The sequence below is a fragment of the Tessaracoccus coleopterorum genome (assembly GCF_011174705.1).
In the GTDB taxonomy this organism is placed as follows: domain Bacteria; phylum Actinomycetota; class Actinomycetes; order Propionibacteriales; family Propionibacteriaceae; genus Arachnia; species Arachnia coleopterorum.
The window spans coordinates 990291-1012922 of record NZ_JAANIJ010000001.1; the positions used below are offsets into that span (position 1 = coordinate 990291).

Genomic DNA, 22632 nt, shown 5'->3' on the forward strand with positions numbered 1-22632 from the left:
GAGTCAGTCGTTGACCGCCGAGCGGCGCAGATCCTTGCGGAGCTCCGGCGGGAGCGCGAACTGCAGCGTCTCCTCGGTCAGCCGCTCCTCGACCGCGGCCGGGTAGCCCTTCGACTCCAGGAAGTGCAGCACGCCCTGCACCAGATCATCCGGCACCGACGCCCCGCTGGTCACGCCGACGGTGTTGACGCCCTCGAGCCATGCGGGGTCGATCTCCCCGGCGTTGTCGACGCGGTGCGATGCCTTCGCGCCCGCCTCGAGGGCCACCTCGACGAGGCGCACAGAGTTCGACGAGTTCTGGGACCCGACCACGATCATCAGGTCGCAGCCCGCACCCGCGATCTGCTTGACGGCGAGCTGGCGGTTCTGCGTGGCGTAGCAGATGTCGTCGGACGGCGGATCCATCAGCAGCGGGAACTTCTTCCGGAGCCGGTCGACGGTCTCCATGGTCTCGTCCACCGAGAGCGTCGTCTGGCTGAGCCAGGCGAGGTTGGTGCCCTCCGGGATGTCGAGCCCTTCGACGTCGTCGGGGGTCTGCACGAGCGTGGTCACCTCGGGCGCCTCACCCATCGTGCCCTCGACCTCCTCGTGGCCGGCGTGACCGATCAGCAGGATCTGGGTGCCCTGCGACGCGAACCGCTTCGCCTCGTGGTGGACCTTCGTGACGAGCGGGCAGGTGGCGTCGATCGTCTTGAGGGAGCGCTCGGCGGCCTCGGCGTGCACCGCGGGGACACCCGTGGGCCGAGAACACGACGGTTGCACCCTCGGGAACCGAGTCGAGTTCCTCCACGAAGATCGCGCCGCGCGCCTCGAGGTCCTCCACGACATGGCGGTTGTGCACGATCTGCTTGCGCACATAGACGGGCGCGCCGTACAGGTCCAGCGCCTTCTCGACCGTGACGACGGCCCGGTCAACGCCCGCGCAGTACCCGCGGGGGCGGCGACGACAACTCGCTTGGTGGTCTCGGTGGGGTGCTCATGGCACCCAAGTCTAGGTCGTAGGTGCCAATCGGCCCACCTCGCTAACCTTGGCGCATGCCAACGCCCCAACTGCACGCCATCGGCTTCGATGCGGCCACCGTCGACGAGATCATCCACGCCGCCTTCGAGGCGGGGGTCCGCGGGGCGCAGGTTCCCGGCTACTCCCTGATCGGTACCTACACCGATCCGAGCGGCGCACGCCTCGCCTTCGTCCAGCGGGAGGGCAGCCGGTCACCACCACCGGCGCCCTGCGCTCGGAGACGAGCTACCGCGCCCAGGTCGTGCGATTCACCGATGTCCTCGCCCGTGTGACGCTCTACGGGGCCGAGGGCGAAGGCCCGCTGCTCGCACAGTTCCTCGCCATCGTCGACGATCCATTCAGCTACCCGCAGCACGACCTGCGCGACCCCGCGCAGTTCAGCATCGCCGAGAACCTCAAGGTGGGTGCGCTGGCGATCGACGTCGAGGTGCACCCGGACGCGGAGGCGTTCCTCGCGTCGCCCTCGTCGAGGACCGGCGCACTGCAATTGGGCGCCAAAACGCTGATGTCCCCCGGCCTCGTGGGCCTCCAGGCCGCCGCGATCGGGCCGCAGGAAGCCACCCCGACCATGCTGATGGCCGTCACCGTCGACGAGGTCGAGGTCCGCACCAACGCGTTGACGGGCGTCGACTTCCAGTTCGTGCAGGGCGGGGCGCGGTCACGCTCTCGTGCGCGGTGCCGATGGAGCATCGCGTCTCGGTAGGCAACGTATTGTTCGGCACCTGGTTCGGCACCTGCTCCTCGGGGTCTGGGACGGGGGTAGCCCCTCGCGCGGGCGGGGCTAGCCGACGAGGGCCCGCGCAGGCTTCGCGAGCGCGCCGTCGGGCGCTGCGACGTAGAGCTGGACCACCTGCCGCGACGCTCGCGCCCCCGAGTTGGTTACGTCCACCGCGACCCGCACCACGTCACCCGCCTCGAACGTGACACCCGAGTGGCCGAAGGTGGTGTACGACAGCCCGAACCCGAACGGGAACTGCACCGCATCCGGCGCGAAGGTCTCGAAGTAGCGGTACCCGACGAACACGTCCTCGGCGTAACAGTTGTAGGCCTTGTGGCCGAAGTTCGCGGCGGTGGGATAGTCCTCGTACCGGCCGGCGATGGTGTCAGTGAGGCGCCCCGATGGCGACACGGCCCCGGTCAGCACGTCGACGAGCGCGCGGCTGCCCTCCATTCCGCCCTGCCACGCGAGGATCAGGCCGGCGAGGCGGTCCCCATACTCCTCCGCCCACGAGAGGTCCATCACGTTGCCGGTGTTGACGATCGCCACCACCCGCTCGAACCGCGCGACGACGGCGTCCAGCATGGCCCGTTCGGCGTCTGTGAGGTAGTAGGAGCCCTTCTCCAGGACGTTCTCGCGATCCTCCCCGCTGCGCGGCCGAGCACCACGACAGCGGTCCCGGCCGTGTTCGCCGCCCGCGACACCAGCCCGGGGTCCAGCGGCATCTCCTCGAAGTGTCGCGGCCAGTTGCCCCAGTACCCCTGATCGGGCGGGTTGGCGGCGGACCACGCCTCGTACACCTCGGCCACCTCGCCGCTCACCAGCACGCCAGCCTCGCGCAGCGCATCCAGCAGCGACACCTCGTAGGGCGCTTTCACGTCGCCGCCTGAGCCGTAGCCGACGGCGAACCAGTCGCACTGCACGCGCCCGAACACGGCGACCTCGCCGTGCGGCGCCAGCGGCAGGACGTTGCCCTTGTTGCGCAGCAGCACCACCCTTCCGCAGCAGACCGCCGGCACAGCCCGACGATCCGGTCCGAGACGGTCCGATCGGTGTCGACCAGCCCCGCCGACGTCTGGGAGAGGCCGTTGACGACGGTGTGCATCGCCTTGCGGTAGAGGCGCCAGAGTTCCCGCGGCATGGGGATCCTCGAGGGTGGTTGGTCAGTGGCGGATCAGGACGACAGAACGTCCATGATCCACCACTCTGTGGAGACCCAGCATAGGCGAAGCGTTTCGACGCCGCCAGTGGTCGTTCACCTCACGGCGCCAAGCCCGGCACGCGAACAGACCCACGTCATCCCTGTGGACGACGTGGGTCTGGTGGCTGACGAGCTCTCCGCTCAGAGGCCGAGCAGCTTCGCCTTCGCCGAGGTGAACTCTTCGGCCGACAGCAGGCCCTTCTCGTGGAGCGCCGCGAGGCGCTCGAGCTGGGCCAGCGGATCCACGGCCTCGGCGGCGAGTGCCGGGGCGGCGGGAGCCGCAGCCGCGACAACCGGGGCCTGCGCGACCACGGCCTGCTGAGCCGCGACCGCGCGGGCGGCCGCGTCGTCGAGCGCGGCCTGCTGGGCCTGTGCCCTGGCGGCGGCGAGTTCGGCCTGCTGGGGGCCTCGGCCTGCTGCTTGGCCGCGACGTTGCCGGAGACCTTGGTGGCGGTGCCGGCGATGACGGCGGTGCGGGCTGCGGTGCCGAGAAGGCCGGGGCGGCCCCTGCGTCGAATCATGATGGTTACCTCCTGGGTTGTGGACGGACACCCGGCAATCGCCGGGCCGGGACGCCTGATCCGCTGAGCGCGCACCAGGCCGGGAACCGGCCACCACCCGCGGGCGATGACAGGCTGTGGGCCCGGTCAGCTGCCGATGCGAGCCGCGATCAGGCCGGTGACGATGACTGACGTGATGGTCACCGTGGAGAAGCCGGCGATGATCATCTTGGGAAGGATCGCGCCCTCGATGGCCGCGACCTCCTCCGGGGTCTCGCCGGCGCCCTTGGCCGCTTCCTGGGACAGGATCATCGTGCCGGGAAGCCGTAGAGCGAGGTGAGACCGATGGCGATCGACATGGGGATGGTGTAGCCGAGCAGCTTACCCGCGACGCCGGCGAACAGCGCGATGCCCGCGATGCCGAACACGAAGGCGATGAGCAGCGGAACGGCGAGCGCCGCGACGTCGGCGGGCTGCACCGTGGCGAGGGGCCGAAGACCAGGATCATGATCGACAGCATCATCAGGCCGTAGGCGTCGATGCCGTTGAGGATGCCGGGCTTGAAGATCCCGAAGGCGCGCAGGGCGATGCCGAAGATCAGCGCCACCACGAAAGTGTTGAGGATGCCGTCAGTGACGTTGTTGATGAAGATCGAGATGAGCACCACGGCACCCACCACCAGCAGCGTGCCGGGGGTCGTGCTGAAGAAGGCGGGAATCTTCGACGGTGCCGCCTCGGCCGTGGAGGCGGCCGCGGCGGGGGCCTCCAGGCGACCGGAGCGGTACTCGCCCTTCAGCCGTGCAGCCTCCTTGCGCAGGATGATCGAGGTCAGCGGGAAGCCGACGAGGCCCTGGAGGGCGGCGATCAGCACCGGGAAGATGGCCACGGAGGTGAGGCCCACGCCGAGCGCCGCCTCCTGGATGATCAGCACCGAGATGGTGCCGCCGCTGAGCGAGCCGATGCCGGCCACCACGTAGTCCATCGCCTGGGAGACGCCGTCGTAAGCGCCCTGACGTCGGCCGCCGCCGAAGATGAAGCCGGCGATCCACAGCAGGACACCGATGCCGACGACGGTGCTGATACCCACCACAAGGGTCTTCCACTGGCGCTTGAACTCGTCGATGCTGATCAGCGTGCCGAGGTGCACGATGATGAAGCCCACGACGACGCCGCCGAGCCCCAAGAGGGACGAGCTGGCGAGCAGGTCGTCGGGGAAGATGTCGGTGAGGAAGCCGATGAAGAAGATGATCGACGCGACGAATAGCGACGACAACAGGGATTGGGTCTTCTTCGCCACCCAGTCGCTGAACGTCCACACCGCCATGACGATGGCGAAGGCGAGCACCGCGTTCATATGAGTCTTGTCCTCCCGATGGCATAGCTGAACACCGCAACACTTGCCGCCCTGGGTGGACTCGGCATCACCCGCAGCGGGTGACCCCGACGGCCTCCTGGGCTCCTCGCAGATCCCTGCCGCCCTACTCGCCGCCGGGCGGGAACGAGTGAGCCGGACATCGACCTCGATGGCCCGAAACGAACAAACAGGCCCTCGACGACGACGAGACTCGTCTCAGGCTCAACTCACCCCAACGACAGCCGTGTCAGGCTCAACTCGACGGGGAGGGAGGTCAGAAGGGAAGAACAGCGGCACCAGCAGGATCCCGGCCAACCCGTAGATGAGCAGGAGCGGGAGACCGAGCTTCCAGTAGTCGCCGAAGCGGTAGCCCGCCGCCTCCATCACCATGAGATTCGCCGGCGTGGCGACAGGGGTCAGCAGCGCCCCGGCCGCGAAGACCGCGATCGCCAGGAGCACCGGCACCGGCGACACGTCGAGCTGCGCGGCGGCCGACAACCCACGGGGATGACGATCAACGCCGTCGCCGTGTTGCTGATCAGCTGCCCTAGCACCGCGGTGATGAGGAACAGCCCCACCAAGAGGGCATACGGCCCAGCGTCGCCGATGAGGGCGACGAGGCGCTCGGCAAGCGATTGGGCGGCGCCGCTCGACACCATCGCCGTCGACAGCGACATCATGCCGCCCACCAGGATGACGGTGGTCCACGAGATGCCCCGGTAGGCCTCGTCGACGGTCAGCACGCCGAGGACGACCATCGCCAGCGCCGCGACCACGCCGGCCACGGGGGCTGGGACCAGCCCGGTTGCCAGCAGGATGACCATGGCGGCGAGCACGCCGAGGGCCCGCTTGGCGCCGACGCCGAGCGGCACCGCCTGGCGGCGGACGACGTCCGGGCTGTCGACCGCCATGATGTTGGGGTCCTTGGCCGCGTTGTCCAGCGCTTCCCACGACCCCTGAAGCAGCAGCGTGTCGCCGGCCGAGAGCCTGAGTTCCTCGCGCACGTCCTGGCCCTTGTGGTGCATCGCCGCGACCACCAGCTCGCCGCTCTCGGTGACCATCCCCGATGGACGCGGTCCCCGATGAAGGTCGAGCGCGGCGGGATGATGAACTCGGCAGCGCCCCGGCCCGTGCCATGAGCGTGGAGTGCGTGCCCTCGAGGCCGTAGTGCTCGGCCAGGGTGTCGCCGTGGGCGCCGAAGTCGCGCAGCGCCTTCGTGGGGGTGCGCGTGGGGATGAGCTTCGAGCCCAACAGGATCACCATCAGCATGGTGGCAAGCAGCAGCGGCACGCCGATCAACGCGATGGTGAACAGGCCCATCCGGTACCCGGAGGCCTCCTCGATGTAGTCCGCAACCAGAACGGTCACGGGCGACCCTGTGAGCATCAGCAGCGACCCCGCATGTGCGGAGAACGCCGTGGGCAGCAGCAGTTCCGACGGCGACCTCTTGCCGCGGACGGCGATCACCACGACCACCGGCGTCAGCGCCGCGACCGCGCCGTTGGGGCTGATCAGGGCCGTCAGCACCGCGACCACCAGCATGACGATCACCATGATCCGGGTCGGGCTCTCGCCCCCATGTTCCATGGCGAACTCACCCACCCAGGCCGTGACGCCCGACTTGTCCAGCGCCTCACTCACCACGAACAACGCCGCGATGAACAGGACGGTCGGGTCACCGAAGCCCGCGGTGGCCTCCCCAGCCCGATGACCCCGGTGGCCCAGAGGGTCAGCGGGACGATCATCGCCACCACCGCGACCGGGAGCCGGTCCAGGATGAACAGCACTACGGTCACGCCGAGGACGACGAGGGTGATCACACTGTCGGTCACTGGTGGTTATCTCCGTCGGTTGTCGGGGTGGCCTGGGATCAGGCCTCGGTGCCGGAGAGCTCCTCGGCCAGGGCCGCCTCGTCGGCGTCGGACAGCGAGGTCTTCAGGACGGTGCCGCCGAACTCGCCCATGGCGGCCGAGAACTTGTCCTCGGTGATCTTGGTGGCCATCACCACGAGGGCGGCCTTGCCGGGCTCGAGGAGGCCGTCGACGCGGTCACGCAGGCTGCGGTTCACGCCCGCCTTGCTCGCCACGCCGGCGAGGGCGCCCCACGCGCCGCCGACCAGCATGCCCAGCCCGGGACGAGGAACAGCAGGCCGATGATCATGCCCCACAACGCTCCGCCCGTGGCGGAGACCCGACGATGGATCCGGGGTGTCGATGTGCTTCTTGCCGTCCTCGTCGACGCGCACGACAGCGAGCCCGAGAGGTTCAGGACGAAGTTCCGCTGAAGTTCGATGACCTTGGACTGGGCGCGCTCGGCGGTGGCGTGATCGTCGTAGCCGATGATGATGAGTTCGGACATGGTGGCTCCTTGAACCTTGACCGCGCGGGCGCGCGGAACGTCAGGGCCCACCCTCCCCCGGCCCCTCACCGGGCATCACCCTTCACGGGTAATCCGCCGTCGGCCCTCCTGGCGGGAAGATGAGCAGGCGTCCCCGCGACCGCCGGGCCGGAGAGGAATCGAAGATGAGCAACAATCCGCAAGCAGGCAGCAGCTTCCTCCGGTCCCCGCGCACGTGGGTCGGGGTGACCATCGCCGTCATGGTGGCGGCGTTCATTCTGCAGAACCGGCAGACGGTGGGCATCGAATTGCTCATGTTCACCTTCAAGGCGCCGCTCTGGATCACGCTGAGCGCCGTCTTCGTCGCGGGAGTGGCCACGTGCGCTCTGATCAGCCGCCGGCGGAAGTGACGGGCGGCCGCCGTCGGCTGGACATCCGCATCCATGCCGAGGGCGAGGTCGACGCCGCGCTGCGCGCCGAACTGAGAGCGCTGAGGGTCCGCCGCGTGCCTGACGGCAGCGTGCTGGAGGGACGGTCATCGACACGGCCGAACTATGGGCCTGTTGCACCGCCTTCGTCGCGCCGGGCTACGGCTGCGCTCAGTGGACAGGATTCCCGGCCCGGAAACTCCGCGCGAACAGTCGACGCCGGCCGAGCGGCACTACGGCGACGGATTGACTGCCCGGGTAGAGGTGGACGGGTACGCGGCGGCGCTGGTCTCGATGGTGGTCGGCACCGCCGACGTCTATCAGACCCCACCGTCGACCACCCTGGTCTTCAAGCTGGGGACGACGACACGCTGTTCGACGTGCTGGCGGCGATCGAGGATCTCGCGCTGAACCTACGCGGCATCCACGTCGACGGCTGAAGCGCGGGCGGATCTGCCACGCGCTGTCGTTTAGGATGACCGGGAGGGACCCTAGCGACAGGAGCGAGGCCAGTGTGGTAGCAGTTCGGCCGATCCGTCCGTTCAGCGAGACGCGATTCCGCGTCCCCGCGCGGTCCGACCGGTTCGTCCGCCGCCGCCGCATCACGGAGCTTCTCGACGCACACCTGTCTCGCCCCGTCATCCTCGTCACCGGCCCGGCCGGCACCGGCAAGACGCTGGCGGTGGCGGACTGGACCCTCGAGGGCCACCTCCCAGGACCGGTGGCTTGGCTGTCGCTGGACCGCGGGGACGCTGAACTGTCCCGCTTCTGGACCTCGGTGCTGTCCTCGCTGCAGGTGGCCGTCCCCGAGGCGCTGCCCGGGCTGGAGCTTCCCGACGCGCCGGACCCGGACCTCCTGCACGCGGTGGCCGCGAATGCCGGCGGATCGCTGGTCCTCGTGCTGGACGACGTGCAGGAACTCGACGGCGGCAGCACCCTGGACTGGCTGGATGGCGTGCTGCGCTGGACGCCGGATGGCGTCCGTGTGGTGCTGGTCTCACGGCATGATCCCGCCGTCGCGCTACAGCGGTTGAGGTTGGAGGAGAAGGTAGGAGAGCTGCGCCTCGCGGACCTGGCTTTCACCGCTGAGGAGTCCGAGGAGCTGATGGCGGTGTCGGGCATCACGCTGAGCGCCGCCGGACTGGACCGCCTCATGGACACCACCGGTGGATGGGCAGCGGCGTTGCGCATGGCCGCTCTGACCCTGGCTGCCTCCGATGACCCGTCGAGCGCGCTCCAACGCTTCGGCGGGGTGACGTTCCTGGTGTCGGAGTATCTCTGGGACGAGGTCCTTCAGCTCCTCCCGGATCACTACAGCGAGTTCCTGCTGCGCACCTCCGTGACCAACCGACTCTGTGCGCCACTCGCGCTGGCACTGACCGGCGAGGATCGCTCCGACGAGATTCTCCGCATCCTGGCCCGGGAGCAGCTGCTGGCCCACGAGGTGGAGGGCACCGGCTGGTACCGCACCCACTCCCTCCTCACCGAGGTGCTCCGGGCGCGCCTGGAATCCACCAGGACCGAACTGGCGCAGGAATTGCGACGCCGCGCCGCCTTGTGGTTCGAGGAGAACGGGGCGTGGACCGAGGCCCTGATCCACGCCGCCGCGTCCGGGGACTGGGACTTCGCGGGGCGCATGGCCATGCGATCGGGGGCGGTTCCCCTGTTCACCACCGACCGTCAGCCCTACATCGAGGCGATGGCCAGGGTTCCCGCCGCGGTCACCGTCGACTACCCGGAGCTGGCCGTGGCGCATGCCGTGGCGGCCTACAGCCGTGGGGAGCGCGGCGCCGTCGAGGCCCTGCTGGACCGGGCGCATGTCGAGACCCTGCCGGAACCGCGCCGGACGCTGGCCACCATCACGGTCCAGTCGATCCGGGCGGCGCAGGCCCACCGCGACGGAGACGCCCTGGTCATGCGCCACGCCGCCGCGGAGGCCGACGAACTGCTTCAGGGGATCGGCGCGGCCGAGGCCCCGGATGGTCGGCCCACCGAGGGTTCACACACGCTCTACGTGGAGTGGCGGAGCTATGGGCGGGGCGCCCAGAGGAGGCCTGCCGGCTGCTCGCGCACGCCGTCGACTCCTACCCGCCCGGGTCGTTCAACGCCTACGGCGAGGTGTACTACCGGGGCGTGCTGGCCCTCGCCCAGGCAGGGGTCGGGCGGCTGTCCCTGGCCCGGGCCAGCGCCGAAGCCGCCCTGGAGACAGCCCGCCGGCACGGCCGCTCCCGCTCATACGAGAGCCAGTGGGCGTGGCTGGCGTTGTCGATCACCCTCCTGTACACCGGCGACGGCGACGGCGCCCGCGCCGCCCGCAGCCACTGCGGAAAGGCCGGCGGGGATCGGATCAACCCCTTCGTCGCCGCCACGGCACAGATCCTGGCCGCGCGGCAGTCACTGTCAACCGGGGACCTGGCCGGCGCCCGGCGGGGAACCGCGCTCGCGCAGGCGGCCCTGGCGCGCCGCCCGGCATGGTCACCCCCTGGCCCTGCTCACTTCCCTGCGCGTCGACCTGGCCCTGGCGGAGAAGGACCCGGCGGCGGCGGCCTCGGCACTGGCCGAGTACGACGCCTCGCCCGTCGGCCGCGGGACGTCGCCGGCATCCCGCCCCGACGCCGTGTCCAACGGGCGCGCCCGCTTCCTGCTGGCCACGGGACACCCCGAGCACGTGCGGCCCACCGTCGCGCACCTCCTCGACGTGGTGGGGGCGGAGGCCGTGCAGGCGTGGCTCTCGGTGGCCGCCGCAGAGCACCGGATGCGGCACGATTCGCTGGCGATCGAGGCGATCGGGCGGGCCCTGGACCTGGCGGTGTCCGAGGGTGCCGAGCTGTTCGTCCTGCGCCAGAGCCCCGCGGTTGCCCCGGCGCTGCGCCGCCACCGCGATGTGGTGGGCACCCACCGTGAGCTGGTGGAGCGGGCCCTCGATATCGCGGACGGGCCCGCGTCGTCGCCCGGGCCCCGCCCACTCGTCGCCCTGACCGAGCGGGAGCGGGCCGTGCTGTCCTACCTGCCGACGATGGGGTCAAATGCCGAGATCGCCTCGGCGCTCAGCGTGTCGCAGAACACGGTCAAGCAACACCTGAAGTCCGTCTACCGCAAGCTGTCGGTCAGCAGCCGCCGCGAGGCCGTGCGCGTGGCCCGCGACGCCGGCCTGCTGGACGGGCTCGGCGGCCGGGTCAGCATCCCTCCTAGCGTTACCGGCCGTCGTCGACGGCGGCCCGCGACTGGAGCAGGTCCAGCCCGAGGCCCCTGGCCAGGTGTCGGGCCACCAGCTGACCGCGCACGCTGTTGCCGGCGTCGTCGAGCGGCGGGGAGAAGGTGGCGAGGCCGCCCTTCCCGGGGAGACCGTGACGATGCCGCCGCCGATGCCGCTCTTCCCGGGCAGACCCACCTCGTAGAGCCACTCCCCGAGGTCTCGTAGAGCCCCGCCGTCAGCATCACCGCGAGCACCGGGTGGCAGAGGTCCTCGTCGAGCACCCGGACGCCCGTGACCGGGTTGACCCGCCGTCGGCCAGCGTGGCGCCCATGGTGGCCAGGTCCCTAGCCGTAACCCGGAGGCAGCTCTGGCGGGTGTACAGGTCCAGGGCGAGGTCCGGGTCCGCGCCCAGCACGCCCCGGCTGTGCAGCAGGTTGGCCGCCGCCCGGTTGACGTGATTGGTGGCCGACGCCGACGCGTAGGTCTCCTCGTCCACCTCCAGCTCACGCCCCGCGAAGGCTGACAGCCCGTCGACGATGGCGGTCCACTTCGCCTCGCCATCGCCGGGCACCAGGCTGGTGGCGGTCATGGCCCCTGGGTTGACCATCGGGTTGGTCCGGCCGTCGGGTGAGCGTTCGACGGCGGCGGCGGAGTTGAACGGCAGGCCGGTGGCGTTGGCGCCCACCCGTCGACGGGCCTCCGAGGCCCCCAGCGCGCGGCACACGAGCGCGAAGACGAAGGGCTTGGCCACGCTCATGATGGTGAACGGATGGTCCGCGTCCCCCGCCGTGAAGACCGCGCCGTTGACCCCACCACGCACACCCCGAACATGCCCGGGTCTGCGGCGGCGAGCGCCGGGTACACCTGGGAGGGCTGCCCCTCCGCGGTGTCGCGGTACCGCTCGTGCGCCTCGGCCACCAGGGCCGAGACAGTGGACGCACCCGGAGGCTTCCCGTCGAGACATGGGAGGGAATGAGGGACGCCTCCCGGGTGCCGGTCACGGGACGCTCGGCGGGTAGCCCGGCCCGAGCGGGATGCCCAACGCGAACCATGCGATGAACATGACGGTCCACACCACCAGCAGGATCACGGAGTAGGGCAGCATGAGCGCCACCACCGTCCCGATGCCGGCCTTCTTCGTGTAGCGCTGGGCGATGGTGACGATGAAGGGCAGGTAGACCATGAGCGGCGTGAGTGCGTTGACGGGCGAATCCGCGACGCGGTAAGCCGCGAGCAGGGTCTGCGGGGCCACACCGAGACGCATGAAGAGCGGCACGAAGATGGGCGCGAAGATGGCCCACTTGGGCAGCGCCCCGGGCATGATGAAGTCCAGCAGCACGATCACCAGCACGAACCCGATGAGCAGCGGGATGGCGCCGATGTTGGCCTGCTCCAGCAGCTCCGCCAGCGAGCCGGCGATGACGCGCGGCAGGTTGGTCCAGTTGAAGTAGGCGATGAACTGGCTGATCATCAGCAGCATCAGCACCATGCCACCGAGGCCGGCGAACGTCTTGGTGATGGCCTTGATCACGTCCGAGCTGCCCTTGATGGTGCCTGCGCCCGCCCGTAGGCCACGCCGGAGACGAGGAAGGCCAGCATGATGATGAACAGCAGGCTGTCCATGAACGGCGTGTTGCCGATGATGTTTCCGGTCTCGGGGTCCCGCAGGGGGCGCCGGGCAGGAACGTGGCCAGGGACACGATGGCCATCACGATCAGGAATCCGATGAGGGCGAACCGGCTGCCGCGCTTGTCCGCGTCCGCCGGGATGTCGCCCGCGTCGGAGTGGACGACTGCCCCAGGCTCGGGCGTCCAGGGCCCCAGCCTCGGCTCGACGATCTTCTCGGTGATGACCGCGGCCACCATGGCCATGACAAGGGACGACGCCACCATGAAGTAATAATTGGCCACGATGGTGATGGGTTCGCCGCCTGCCAGCGCGAGTGACTCGTTCGCGATCTCCGTGATCATCGCATCGGTGGGAGTCAACGAGATGTTGACCATGAAGATGGCCGCGACACCCGCGAACCCCGAGGCCAAGCCCGCCAGGGGATGTCTACCGACGCTGGCGAACGCCGCCGCCGCCAACGGGATGAGGATGAGGTACCCGGCGTCCGAGGCCACCGACGACACCACACCCACCAGGATGAGGATGAACGTCAGGGCCCACTTCGGGCGGCGCCCACCAGCTTGCGGATCAGTGACCCCAGGAGCCCGGACTCCTCCGCGACGCCTGCGCCCATCATGGCGATGAACGTCACCGCGACGACGCCGAACCCGGCGAAGTTGCTCACGAAAGAGGAGAAGATGAACCGGATGCCCTCCACCGAGAGCAGGCTCTTGATGGGAATGGTCTCCTCGACGATGGTCCAGTCCTCGTCATAGGGGGCGTGCCGGGCGCAAGCCGGGCTGGGTGGTGTCCTCGTAGTAGTCGTAATCGGGGGCGCCCTCGGCGATGGGCACGGCCACCTGCTCGGTAACGCTCACGCCCGCGAGGCTCAACCCCCACGACAGCACGATGACGAGCAGGATCAGGTACCCGAACATGAGCACCGGGTGCGGCACCTTGTTGCCGATGCGTTCCACCGCACCGAGCAACCCTCCGGGTGCCGACTCCATGTCCTCCACTGGCTTCGCGGTCATCTTGCCCCCCACTCCTTCCGTCAGGCCTTGAAGTTCAGGGCCAGGTCGATCAGCAGACGCGTGCCGAAGCCGGTGGTGCCCTTGTTGCGCCACTTGCTTGCGGTCCAGGACTGCGCGGTGCCGGCGATGTCGATGTGCACCCACGGCTTGCCGGCGACGAACTCCTGCAGGAACAGCGCGGCGGTGATGGTGCCGGCGTTCGCGCCGCCCATGTTGCGCAGGTCGGCGAGCGTGGAGTCCAACTCGGGCCGGTAGCGGTTGGCCAGTGGCAGCTCCCAGACCGGCTCGTCGACCCGCTCGGCGGAGGCCTTGACCTGGCTCATGAGGGCCTCGTCGTTGCCCAGCACGGCAGCGATGTCGGTGCCGAGGGTGCGCAGCGCCGCGCCGGTGAGGGTGGCGATGTCGACGATGGCGTCCACGGGCTCCTCGGTGGCGAGCACCAGGGCGTCACCCATGACCATGCGGCCCTCGGCGTCGGTGTTGATCACCTCGACCGTCTTGCCGCCGCGCATGACGACGATGTCGCCCAGCCGCAGCGCGGAGCCCGACGGCATGTTGTCGGTGCACATCAGGTAGCCGGTGACCTGAGCCTGGCAGCCGAGGTCCTTCAGCACCGTCATGGCGGCGAGGATGGCACCGGCGCCGGCCATGTCGTTCTTCATCACGGCGTGCACCTCGTCCCGGGCTTGAGGGCCAGACCACCCGCGTCGTACATGATGCCCTTGCCGACGAGCGCCAGCTTGCCGGTGGGCTCACCCTCTGGGCGGTAGACCAGCTTGATCATGGCCGGCGGCTCGACGCTGCCGAGGTTGATGCCGAGCAGGCCGCCGCAGCCGAGCTCGACGAGTTCCTCCTCGCCGAAGACCTGCACCTCGAGGCCGGCGTCGGGGCCCATCTCGAGGGCGATCTCTCCGAGCTTGGTGGCGGTCAGCATGCCGCCGGGGGTGCCGGCGAGGTCGCGGGCGAGCTTGGTGGCCTTGACCAGCAGCAATCCGCGGGCGACGGCGGCCTCGGCCTCCGCGACCGCCCCTCGTCGCAGACCAGCGCCAACGCGCTGAGCTTCGCGTCGGGTCCGTCTTCGCCGATGCGGTACACGTAGCGGGCCAGCGCGGCTCCCTCAATGGCCGCCACCACCGTGTCCGCCACGCTCGTGGAGGTCTGCGGAAGCACGACGGCGAGCCGGTCCTGGCCGGGACGGCGCGGGCGAAGTGCGACACCACGTCGCGCAGGACCGTGGTGTCCGCCTTCTCCCGGTCCCCGCCACCCACGAGCACCGTGAGCGGCCCCTCGGCGCCGACGAGCACCAGGGTCTTGCCGACGGCGGCGTCGAAGCCGAGCGAGGCGGCGCGCTCGGCCGAGATGCCGCTGGCGGCCGGGGCTGCTCGCCGGAGAAGACGATGTGAGCGGTCGCGTCGATGCCGTCGGGCAGCTCGCCGACGGTGACCGCCAGCTCACGGGTGGGAGGGAGAACGGGGGGTAGGGGCGGCGTGGGTCATGTGGGATCCTTCTGTGTCGCGGCTGGGTTGGTGTCTGGGTGCGCCGTCAGGCGCGGGTGAACTGGACTGCGATGGCGTCCTCGGCGGTGCGCATGTCAAGCGTGTCGCCCTCGATGCTGTACGTCGCGGCGCTCTCCAGGGCGGCCACGATGGCGGCCTCCTGCTCCATGAGGCCCTCGGGCGACATGCAGGCCATCTGGGTGGTGGCGATGGTGCCGAACGAGATCTCGCCGTCGCCCGCGGTGTAGGAGCCGAGGAGGCGGTTGCACCCGCCGGTGCCGGACAGGGTGCCGTCGTCGGCGAAGGTGAGCTTGGTCTCCGTGTCGGCCAGCGGGCTGACCGCCGCCGAGCCGTCGTTGTAGGAGGTGATGGCCCACGTGGTGCCGGCCAACTCCTGCGACTGCGCCATGAAGGTGCCGAGCGCGGCCCTCCCTCGTCACTGAGGGTGAGTTCCTCGCCGTCGACGGCGAATCCGCGCGCGTCGGTCAGCGCCGTGAAGAAGGCGGTCTCGAGTGCCATCACGTCGTCTGCGCAGGCCATCATCGTGGACGGCAGCGCGTCCCCGACGGTGAGGGTGCCTCCGTCGATCTCGTAGGTGCCCGAGAATCGGTTGCAGCCGCCCGAGCCGAAGAGGGCGCCGTCGTCCGCGAAGTGGACCGTGACCGGGAACCGTCCACGGGGCCTCGCCGGCGAGATCCTCCAGCAGCCAGGTGACGCCCACGAGGTCCCCCGACGAGGTGGGGCGGCAGGGGTCGCGGATGCGCACGAGGCGAGCAGCAGCGACATCGCCACCACCGCCGTCGTCCAGAGTGCCTTCGCCATTGATGTTCTCCTTCGTGGTCGGCCTAACCATCGTTTCCCCGATCCGGCCCTGGACATCACCCGAACTGGGTAGTCCGCGCCTCCTTGCCGGCGCAACGCGGCATCCCGGGTCACCCACCCGCCTCCCCACAACCCGACCCCCCCTTCGCTCACCACAGCCCGACCCTCCCCACGACACGGACCCCTGCGCGCGCACCACAGCCCGCCCCCTTCCCTCCCGACCCCCTTCCTCGCGCCCCCTACCCCGGCACGACACGCCGTTGCAGTGGGCCGCCGGCGCCTTGGGTGACGTCGAGCCGCACTTGGGCCTGTCATTCGTGCGCGCTCCGACGGCGGCGCAGGGGCGGCGCGCGTAGGCTTGGCGGCACCTGGAAGGACGGGCGATGAAGGCCGTTGTTGTCTACGAATCACTGTGGGGAAACACCGCGGCCGTCGCGCGGGCCGTGGCGGAGGGGATCGGGGAGGGCGCCGTCGCACTGCCCACCAAGGACGCCGGTGCCGACGAACTGGCCGGGGCGGACCTGATCGTGGCGGGCGGGCCGGTGTTCGCCTTCCACCTCTCCTCGGAGCGGACGCGGCACGACATCGCCGAGCACCCCGAGCCGGGCGCCCCCGCACCTGACCTCAGCGGGCCGTCGATCCGCGACTGGCTGGACGCGCTGCCCTCCGGCACGGCCGGGTTCGCCTCCTTCGACACCGAGGTCCGCGGTCCCTTCGGCAAAGGCGCGCCCACCATCGCGAAGGAACTCGAGGAGAAGGGCTACCGGAGGGTGGCCAAGCCGGAGGGGTTCATCGTTCAGGGCAAGTACGGCCCGCTCAAGGACGGCGAGCTGGACCGTGCCCGACGGTGGGCGCGTCCCTGCGCGCGGCGCTGTAGCCCGGCCACCTACCCGCCGCTGGCAGCTCCGCCGACGATCGGGCTGAGTGTCACTCGGGCTAATTGTCACTCTGAGTGTCGAGTACGGCACTCAGAGTGACAATTAGGGCTTGAGGCAGGCGCCGTGGGTCGGGCGATCTTCGAGTCGCGCCCTGTCCGCGGTGTTGTCCGTCTTCGCCCAGGTGTTGTCGGCCTCCCCCGCAAGGCTTGCGCCCCGCGGTCCGGCTGACAACCTCGGGAATGTGCATCCCAGGCAGTCCCTCGCCCCCGGACTCGAGGCCATCGTCCAGGCCCAGTCCGGCGCGATCTCCACGCACCAGTTCCTCGGCGGCGGCCTGACGGCCAGCGTGGTCCGGCGGATGGCCACGCAATGGGAGCAGCCGTCGCCGGGGTCCTCGTGACCACCACACCTACGTGGATGACGGCGGCCTGGGCGGGACTGTTGCGCGGCGGACCGACGGCGGCCCTGGGCGCCGACGCGGCCGCGTTCCTGCACAAGCTTGTGCGCGACGAGCCCTCCAACCTGGTGGTCTGGGCACCCTCCAGGAGGCGTGACTTCGCCGTCGGCCAGTGGACGGTGACGTTTCGACGCGGGCAGCCCAAGTCCATGGGTAGCCCGCCGCGCACCACCGTCGAGCGATCGCTGATCGACCTGGCTGGTCGGGCGACGGAGAATGCGGCTGTCGCTGCGACGGCTCGGGCCCTCGCCCAGGAAAGACCCATCCAGAGCGTGTCCTCTTGGAACTGCAGTCCCGGGGCGAACGCGCCATTCCGCGGTTCTGACGGAGCTGTGCACCCAGGCAGGCGAGGGGATCGAGAGCGCCTTGGAGTGGCGATTCAACCAGGAGGTCCTCGTGCGACATCGTCTGCCACCCGGCGAGCGGCAGGTGGTGGACGCGTCGACGCGCATGGACGTGAGGTACGAGACCGAGCGCCTCGTGATCGAGCTCGACGGGGCACGTGACCACACCGACTGGTCGAAGGACATGCTGCGCGACAACGAGCGGGTCCTCGACGACGGCGCTCTCACTCTCCGCTACGGCTGGAACGCCGTGGTGGGACAGCCGTGTGCGGTGGCTGCGCAAGTGGCGACGGCGCTGAGGTCGCGGGGACGGGCCGGCACCGTCGCGCACTGCCGACGATGCCCGACGGACTAAATGTCATGCTGAGTGTCGAGTACGGCACTCACCGTGACAATTAGCGCCCAAGCCTCCCCGGCACGCGCACCGGTACCCGCTGAGACGCTACGTCTGGGGACGGGGCGGCCAGGGAAGAGCTCGCGGAACTGGCGCTCGAACTGGCGCCTACCGACGAGGCGATACATGAACCTGATCGGCATCGGCAGCTCGTCGAACATCTGCCGCGACTCCCCAGGCGAGGCAGCCAGCATCATGCCCAACTGGACAAGGAGCCGCGACTTCGGGATGGCATCCATCGAGTGGTCGCCGAGGTGCTTCCACTCCTCGGCCGTGATCACCTTCTCGGCCACGGGCACCACCTCGACGACCTCGCGGCGGAGGTGGACCTTGAGCACGCTCAGCAGTTCCTCGTAGGCGTCGGCGAGCTCCGCTCCGTACTTCGGGTCGGCGCTCGCCCGCCAGGCGGTGAGCAGCGGCGCCGCCTTCGCGAGAAGCCGCGACACCTCCGCATGGTGCGCCCTCATCTGCCCCACGTGCAGCGCACACCCCGGAGCACGCTTCTCCAGCCGGTCCCACAGGAGCTCGTCCTCGGACTCGTGATGCGTGTGCAGGGTGGCGTCGATCTCGGCGATGTAGTGGCCCACGAACTCGGAACGTCGCGAGTCCCACGCGGGGTGGAGCGGATCAGCGCCGGCGCGTCCGTGTACCCGTACAGGAACGCGTTGTGCACCACGCGCATCTCGGCGGTCCCGTTGCAGAGCGTTGGCCCGTCGGGGATCGGCGGGCGGTCTCGCCCGGGGCTGCGCGGTAGAAGTCGGTCATGGTTCCCCTCCGTCCCGGGCGCGACGGCACCCCTGCGGGACATTGTGGGAACCACGGTGTTGGCGGGCAATGGGCGGCGGAATCGCGCTGTTCGCGCGCGCGGCGGTGGCCCGGGGGAGGGTGCGCCGGGCTACAAAAGAGCCTGCCCGGGGTCAGCCGATGTCGTGCACCGCCACCTGGAACCACGTCCGGTACTCGATCGGCGTGCCGTACAGACGGCCCGGGGTACTCGATGGTGGTCCACGCGTCCTCGGCGATGCCGCTGATGGCGGCCTTGACGCGGGTGTCGAGGCGGACGGTGACCGAGACCTCCGCCCCGGCCTTGACCGCGGCCCCGATGACGGGATGCCCGTAGTACGCCGAGTCCGCCCGCACCAGCACCCTGCCGCCTGTCTTGCTCTCGTCTCTGGCGAGGGTACGAGTCGTCTTCAACGCATCACGGACCAGCCGCCCCGCACCGCGGGCGGAGTTGGCCGAGCCCTTCCGCAACCGTTGCGCGACGATCACCGGAGCGCACGACTCGGTAGAGACGGTCGCGATCAGAGCGTTCAGGCCGCGGACCTTGGTGTAGCCGAACCCGGCGCCCTGCTTGGCGTAGCCGTGGACCTCGACGACGGTGTCGTCGATGTCGACCACCGCCACCTCCCCGACGCCCGAGGTCAGTGGCGTGGCCGCGGCCAACCCGGTCAGGAACCTCGAGGCGACCGCATCGAACTGACGCACGTGCCCGAACGTGAAGGCGCGCAGGAACGATCCCAGCGTGCTTGGGGCGTAGCAGCGGTCGAAGACCCGACCCATCCCACCGTGCCGCAACAGCGCCATGTCCTCGATGCTGTCGGCGCCGGCGACCATCCCCGCCACCAGGGCGGTGACCTTGGCGCCGGCGTTGGCGCCCTTGTCCGTGGGCACGCTCAGCCGCGCATCGGCCAACCCTCCCAGGCCCGCCGTTTCGGCCAGCCGCAGGACTGGGATCAGCCCGGCCGACCCGATCAGGTTCGGGTCATCGAAGACCGCTGATGCCGCTGCCGGTGTATGAGAGAGTTGCACCTACGAGATGTCCCTTGTGGTCAGGTCGAACGGAAGCCTCAAGAACTTCGATTCTCCTGCACCACAAGGGACTTCTCATGCTCCGACCCGCACGCAACCCGCTACAACCTCAACCCCATCGGTGGATCCGGGATAAGGAACCCTCCACGATTTCGGGGAACCACACACGGCGGCTTCGACACGAAGTGCGCCAATGGCAACAAGGAGGACCTCACCACGGTGATCTCCAACATGCCGACCGGGGACCTCACCGTCCTCGACGCCTACTACGACTTCCGTCTGGCAGTCACCGGCAAGGGCAAGGGCAAGAGCAAGGGCAAGCGCTGACGCTCTGCTCGTAGCACTGGCACGAGGGGCCGGGTCCGCGTTGCGGGCCTGGCCCCTCCGTGCTGACCACCCTGGACCCGCCCGCTCCGGCACCCTTCAGCCCGACCGCCGTGCCGCACCTCGAGATAGGCGAGGACGGCTCGCACTCGGCGGTGCTCCGAAGGGCCGCCCTCGCTGAGACCGAGCTTGGCGAGGATGCTGCCGACGTGGGACTCCATGGTGCGCTCGGCGAGGACGAGCCGAGCCGCGATGCCCGGGTTGGCCAGGCCCTCGGCCATGAGCGCGAGCACCTCGAGCTCGCGCGGCGTCAGCGCGGAAAGGGAGTCGCGGCCCCCGCGAGCAGCCGCGCGACGACCTCGGGGTCGAGCGCCGACCCGCCGGCGGCGACCCGGGTCAGCGCGTCCACGAACTCGTCGACGTCGAGCACCCGGTCCTTGAGCAGGTATCCGAACCGGCCGGTCGCGACGAGCTCGACCGAGAGCCGGGTCTCGACGTGCTGGGACAGCAGGAGTACCCCACCTCGGGGGTGCGCCGGCGCACCTCGGCCGCGACCTCGGCCCCGTCGTGCGCGTGGTTCGGGGGCATCCGAACGTCGAGCACCGCGACGTCGGGCCGGTGCTCGAGGATGGCGGCTAGCGCGCCCGGCGCGTCGGCGGCCGTGGCGACCACCTCGTGCCCGAGCTCGCCCAGCAGCGCCGACAACCCCTCGCGGAACAGGGCGGAGTCCTCGCCGATCACGATCCGCACGCCGCGCTGACGTTGACGTCCCCCAGTGCTCCGGAGGGATGGCCGCCTCGATCGCCGTGCCCTGTGCGAGTGGGCTGCTCACCGCGAGCGACCCGCCGTGGGCGTGCACGCGGTCCCGCAGCCGGGCCAGGCCCGACCCTGGCACGAGCCGCGCCCCGCCGGCCCCGTCGTCGCGCACCACGACCCGCAGCTCCTCGTCCTCGTGTCGCACGTCGATCGCGATCCGGGACGCGCCGGCGTGCTTGACGGCGTTCGCGACGCCCTCGCTGGCGACGTAGTACGCAGTGAGGCTGACGTGGTCGGGGATGCCGTTGGCCGAGTACGACACCTCGACGGGCAGTGCACTGGAGCGGGTGAGGTTGTCCAGCGCCGCCGGCAGCCCATCGTCGAGAGAGCTCGGCCGCAGGCCGTGGGCGATCGCGCGCAGTTCGCCCACCGCGTCCGCGATCTCGGTGACGGCGCTGTCGACGAGGGCGTCGAGGTCGACCGGCGCCCCCGAGGCGGCATGCCGCTGGGCCACCCGCAGACGCATGCCGAGCGAGACGAGCCGCTGCTGGGCACCGTCGTGCAGGTCGGTCTCGAGCCGCCGCCGCTCCTCGTACCCCGCCTCCAGCAGTCGCTCCCGGGTCGCCTCGACCTCGACGAGCGCCTCGGCGAGCTCCTGCCGCAGCCGGACCTGATCGGCGAGCAGCCCACTGGCCGTGAGGATCTCACTCGGCACGACCGCACACCGCGGCCCGGGCAAGACGACCCCGACATCGTGTCCACCAGAACGGATCGGCTGACCGCCCGCCTCCTCGACCGGGCGGCCCGCGACGTCGAGGTATGCGGTGGCACCGGGCCGCCGGTAGCCCACCCGCAGGCCGTCGTCCCGGAGCGCCTCGCGCAGCACCTCATCGAGCCGCTCCGGCTCGTCGCGCCCGGCGCCCACCCGCTCGGCCAGCGCTGCGACGGCGTCCAGGCCCGCGGCCCGGCGCGGGTGCAGCCGCCGCCCGAGAACCCGGAGCAGGAACGAGCGGGCCGGCAGGAGGGCGAGCATCACCACGACGGTCGCGACGACGGCGGCGGTGACCGAGTCCGCGCCGAGGGTGCGGCCGAGGACGGCGGACACCGTCGCATACCCGACGAGGACGCCGACGGTGAGGATCGAGTACACCCCGGCGAGCACGATCGCCCGGTCGACGTCATAGAGGTCGTGGCGCAGGATCGCGACGAACGTCGCCGCCGGCATCGCGACGTTGAACGCGACGAGACCGACGACGACCGGCTCGGGCCCGCCGGTGACGAGATAGCCGACCCAGCACAGCACGAGCGTCACGGGCAGCAGCCCCGCGGCGAGCAGCATCCACCGCAGCTGGGCGCGGGCCCGAGGGTCGGAGGCCGCGGCGTGCCGTCGCCAGAGTGAGACCCCGCCCCGATGAGGACGGCGAGGAAGATCGGCAGCAGTCCGAGCGAGACGTAGCCGACGGCGTGGGTGCCGAGCGGCCGGGGCCAGTCATCGAGCGGCGGCATGAGGGGGCCGGGGATGACCGCGGTGAGCAGGTTGAAGAGCACCGGGATCACGAGCAGCGCGACTGCGCTCGCCCGCCCGAGCCGACCCCAGGGCCGGCCGTCGGGGAAGAGGACGACGACCATCGCATACGGCACGAACCACGCCATCCACACGCCCTGGGTGAGGACCCAGAGGAGCGGGCTCGCGGGCAGCGCGCTCGGCTCGGCGGCGAGGGCGTCCTGCCAGGTGCCGTGCGCGTTGATGAGGGCGATCCCCCGTGCCGGCGGAGGTGAGCCAGGTGCCGACCCAGTTGCCCGGGTCGTGGCGGATCGCGAGGTAGCCGGCCGTCAGGGGCGCCGCGACGACGACCCACGACAGCGCGGTGATCGCGGCGTCGGCCCGGCCCCCGAGGTCCATCGTCGCCCAGATCGAGAGGACGAGCAGCACCGCTGTGGCGGCCCACAGG

General features: G+C 70.4%; 26 protein-coding genes and 7 pseudogenes. 9 read left to right on the forward strand and 24 right to left on the reverse strand.

Annotated elements, in window-relative coordinates:
• Positions 1–3 precede the first annotated feature (3 nt).
• Positions 4–937 (reverse strand): annotated as a pseudogene (locus G7085_RS06195) (4-hydroxy-3-methylbut-2-enyl diphosphate reductase); the annotation flags it as partial.
• Between the two features lie 98 nt (positions 938–1035).
• Here G7085_RS06195 and G7085_RS06200 point away from each other — a divergent pair.
• Both G7085_RS06200 and G7085_RS06205 read left to right on the forward strand, forming a co-directional pair.
• On the forward strand, positions 1036–1293 hold the full coding sequence (locus tag G7085_RS06200; protein WP_197510297.1) for a hypothetical protein: 258 nt from the start codon (positions 1036–1038) through the stop codon (positions 1291–1293).
• Complete coding sequence (locus G7085_RS06205) at positions 1263–1724, forward strand: hypothetical protein (protein ID WP_197510298.1); 462 nt, start codon at positions 1263–1265, stop codon at positions 1722–1724. Before G7085_RS06200 ends, G7085_RS06205 begins: the two co-directional genes overlap by 31 nt.
• A 78-nt stretch (positions 1725–1802) precedes the next feature.
• On the opposite strand, the gene G7085_RS29670 is transcribed toward G7085_RS06205, so the two are convergent.
• The 9 genes and pseudogenes from G7085_RS29670 to G7085_RS06265 form a co-directional block, all read right to left on the reverse strand.
• Positions 1803–2324, reverse strand: coding sequence for a glycoside hydrolase family 3 C-terminal domain-containing protein (locus G7085_RS29670; RefSeq protein ID WP_197510299.1), 522 nt, complete (start codon positions 2322–2324; stop codon positions 1803–1805).
• Positions 2261–2731: a glycoside hydrolase family 3 protein gene (locus G7085_RS29675; protein ID WP_197510300.1), complete on the reverse strand. Its 471-nt coding sequence runs from the start codon at positions 2729–2731 to the stop codon at positions 2261–2263. The genes G7085_RS29670 and G7085_RS29675 overlap by 64 nt, the downstream gene beginning before the upstream one ends.
• 350 nt (positions 2732–3081) lie before the next feature.
• On the reverse strand, positions 3082–4794 hold the full coding sequence (locus tag G7085_RS24565; RefSeq protein ID WP_231979284.1) for an SHOCT domain-containing protein: 1713 nt from the start codon (positions 4792–4794) through the stop codon (positions 3082–3084).
• Between the two features lie 222 nt (positions 4795–5016).
• Positions 5017–5253, reverse strand: coding sequence for a hypothetical protein (locus G7085_RS06245; RefSeq protein WP_231979285.1), 237 nt, complete (start codon positions 5251–5253; stop codon positions 5017–5019).
• On the reverse strand, positions 5211–5855 hold the full coding sequence (locus G7085_RS06250; protein ID WP_197510306.1) for an SLC13 family permease: 645 nt from the start codon (positions 5853–5855) through the stop codon (positions 5211–5213). The genes G7085_RS06245 and G7085_RS06250 overlap by 43 nt, the downstream gene beginning before the upstream one ends.
• A 52-nt stretch (positions 5856–5907) precedes the next feature.
• Positions 5908–6438 (reverse strand): annotated as a pseudogene (locus G7085_RS34300) (SLC13 family permease); the annotation flags it as partial.
• Positions 6432–6614 (reverse strand): hypothetical protein, encoded by a 183-nt coding sequence (locus tag G7085_RS24570; RefSeq protein WP_231979286.1) that lies wholly within the window; start codon positions 6612–6614, stop codon positions 6432–6434. The pseudogene G7085_RS34300 and the gene G7085_RS24570, both read right to left, overlap by 7 nt.
• Positions 6615–6664: 50 nt before the next feature.
• Positions 6665–6916, reverse strand: coding sequence for a DUF1269 domain-containing protein (locus tag G7085_RS06260; RefSeq protein WP_197510307.1), 252 nt, complete (start codon positions 6914–6916; stop codon positions 6665–6667).
• Positions 6859–7152, reverse strand: coding sequence for a hypothetical protein (locus tag G7085_RS06265; protein WP_197510308.1), 294 nt, complete (start codon positions 7150–7152; stop codon positions 6859–6861). The genes G7085_RS06260 and G7085_RS06265 overlap by 58 nt, the downstream gene beginning before the upstream one ends.
• Positions 7153–7376: 224 nt before the next feature.
• Between G7085_RS06265 and G7085_RS06270 the strand changes: the two genes are divergently transcribed.
• The 3 genes and pseudogenes from G7085_RS06270 to G7085_RS29680 all read left to right on the forward strand — a co-directional run.
• Positions 7377–7541 carry a LapA family protein gene (locus G7085_RS06270; protein ID WP_197510309.1) on the forward strand — a complete coding sequence of 55 codons (165 nt, stop codon included), beginning with the start codon at positions 7377–7379 and terminating at the stop codon, positions 7539–7541.
• A 144-nt stretch (positions 7542–7685) separates the two neighbouring features.
• The gene (locus G7085_RS06275; protein WP_197510310.1) at positions 7686–7970 is read left to right on the forward strand and encodes a hypothetical protein; all 285 of its coding nucleotides are present in this window, start codon (positions 7686–7688) and stop codon (positions 7968–7970) included.
• A 2344-nt stretch (positions 7971–10314) separates the two neighbouring features.
• A pseudogene (locus tag G7085_RS29680) lies at positions 10315–10686 on the forward strand (helix-turn-helix transcriptional regulator); the annotation flags it as partial.
• 67 nt (positions 10687–10753) lie between these two features.
• Here the strand turns inward: G7085_RS29680 and G7085_RS34305 are convergent.
• From G7085_RS34305 to G7085_RS34315, 10 genes and pseudogenes are all read right to left on the reverse strand, one after another.
• Positions 10754–10950, reverse strand: a pseudogene (locus tag G7085_RS34305) (glutaminase).
• A 46-nt stretch (positions 10951–10996) separates the two neighbouring features.
• Entirely contained in the window at positions 10997–11506 is a 510-nt protein-coding gene (locus tag G7085_RS06285; protein WP_408647065.1) for a glutaminase, read from the reverse strand.
• Between the two features lie 2 nt (positions 11507–11508).
• Positions 11509–11673 (reverse strand): hypothetical protein, encoded by a 165-nt coding sequence (locus G7085_RS06290; protein WP_197513048.1) that lies wholly within the window; start codon positions 11671–11673, stop codon positions 11509–11511.
• A 79-nt stretch (positions 11674–11752) separates the two neighbouring features.
• Positions 11753–13081, reverse strand: a pseudogene (locus G7085_RS34310) (AbgT family transporter).
• A gap of 52 nt (positions 13082–13133) precedes the next feature.
• Positions 13134–13397, reverse strand: coding sequence for an AbgT family transporter (locus G7085_RS29705; RefSeq protein WP_197510315.1), 264 nt, complete (start codon positions 13395–13397; stop codon positions 13134–13136).
• Between the two features lie 20 nt (positions 13398–13417).
• On the reverse strand, positions 13418–14071 hold the full coding sequence (locus G7085_RS06320) for a leucyl aminopeptidase family protein (protein ID WP_197510316.1): 654 nt from the start codon (positions 14069–14071) through the stop codon (positions 13418–13420).
• A complete protein-coding gene (locus tag G7085_RS29710; RefSeq protein WP_197510317.1) occupies positions 14059–14388 on the reverse strand; it encodes a M17 family metallopeptidase in 330 nt (109 codons plus the stop codon). The genes G7085_RS06320 and G7085_RS29710 overlap by 13 nt, the downstream gene beginning before the upstream one ends.
• Positions 14325–14567, reverse strand: a complete 243-nt coding sequence (locus G7085_RS06330) for a hypothetical protein (protein ID WP_197510318.1) — start codon at positions 14565–14567, stop codon at positions 14325–14327. The genes G7085_RS29710 and G7085_RS06330 overlap by 64 nt, the downstream gene beginning before the upstream one ends.
• A 372-nt stretch (positions 14568–14939) precedes the next feature.
• On the reverse strand, positions 14940–15302 hold the full coding sequence (locus G7085_RS06335; RefSeq protein ID WP_197510319.1) for an META domain-containing protein: 363 nt from the start codon (positions 15300–15302) through the stop codon (positions 14940–14942).
• A gap of 77 nt (positions 15303–15379) precedes the next feature.
• Positions 15380–15589 (reverse strand): annotated as a pseudogene (locus G7085_RS34315) (META domain-containing protein); the annotation flags it as partial.
• Between G7085_RS34315 and G7085_RS24585 the strand changes: the two are divergent.
• The 4 genes from G7085_RS24585 to G7085_RS06355 all read left to right on the forward strand — a co-directional run bounded on the left by G7085_RS24585 (position 15552) and on the right by G7085_RS06355 (position 17749).
• Positions 15552–15788 carry a hypothetical protein gene (locus tag G7085_RS24585; protein WP_231979287.1) on the forward strand — a complete coding sequence of 79 codons (237 nt, stop codon included), beginning with the start codon at positions 15552–15554 and terminating at the stop codon, positions 15786–15788. The pseudogene G7085_RS34315 and the gene G7085_RS24585 sit on opposite strands and share 38 nt — an antisense overlap.
• Before the next feature lie 310 nt (positions 15789–16098).
• Complete coding sequence (locus G7085_RS06345; protein WP_197510320.1) at positions 16099–16692, forward strand: flavodoxin family protein; 594 nt, start codon at positions 16099–16101, stop codon at positions 16690–16692.
• A gap of 10 nt (positions 16693–16702) precedes the next feature.
• Positions 16703–16993, forward strand: a complete 291-nt coding sequence (locus G7085_RS06350; RefSeq protein WP_197510321.1) for a hypothetical protein — start codon at positions 16703–16705, stop codon at positions 16991–16993.
• Between the two features lie 423 nt (positions 16994–17416).
• Positions 17417–17749, forward strand: a complete 333-nt coding sequence (locus G7085_RS06355) for a DUF559 domain-containing protein (RefSeq protein WP_197510322.1) — start codon at positions 17417–17419, stop codon at positions 17747–17749.
• Here G7085_RS06355 and G7085_RS06360 read toward each other — a convergent pair.
• From G7085_RS06360 to G7085_RS06380, 4 genes and pseudogenes are all read right to left on the reverse strand, one after another.
• On the reverse strand, positions 17746–18375 hold the full coding sequence (locus tag G7085_RS06360; protein ID WP_197510323.1) for a hemerythrin domain-containing protein: 630 nt from the start codon (positions 18373–18375) through the stop codon (positions 17746–17748). The two genes, G7085_RS06355 and G7085_RS06360, sit on opposite strands and share 4 nt — an antisense overlap.
• A 403-nt stretch (positions 18376–18778) precedes the next feature.
• Positions 18779–19600 (reverse strand): annotated as a pseudogene (locus G7085_RS06365) (IS1380 family transposase); the annotation flags it as partial.
• 634 nt (positions 19601–20234) lie between these two features.
• Positions 20235–22019: a sensor histidine kinase gene (locus G7085_RS32185; RefSeq protein WP_456300392.1), complete on the reverse strand. Its 1785-nt coding sequence runs from the start codon at positions 22017–22019 to the stop codon at positions 20235–20237.
• The gene (locus G7085_RS06380) at positions 21989–22333 is read right to left on the reverse strand and encodes a hypothetical protein (RefSeq protein WP_231979288.1); all 345 of its coding nucleotides are present in this window, start codon (positions 22331–22333) and stop codon (positions 21989–21991) included. The genes G7085_RS32185 and G7085_RS06380 overlap by 31 nt, the downstream gene beginning before the upstream one ends.
• Between the last annotated feature and the right edge of the window lie 299 nt (positions 22334–22632).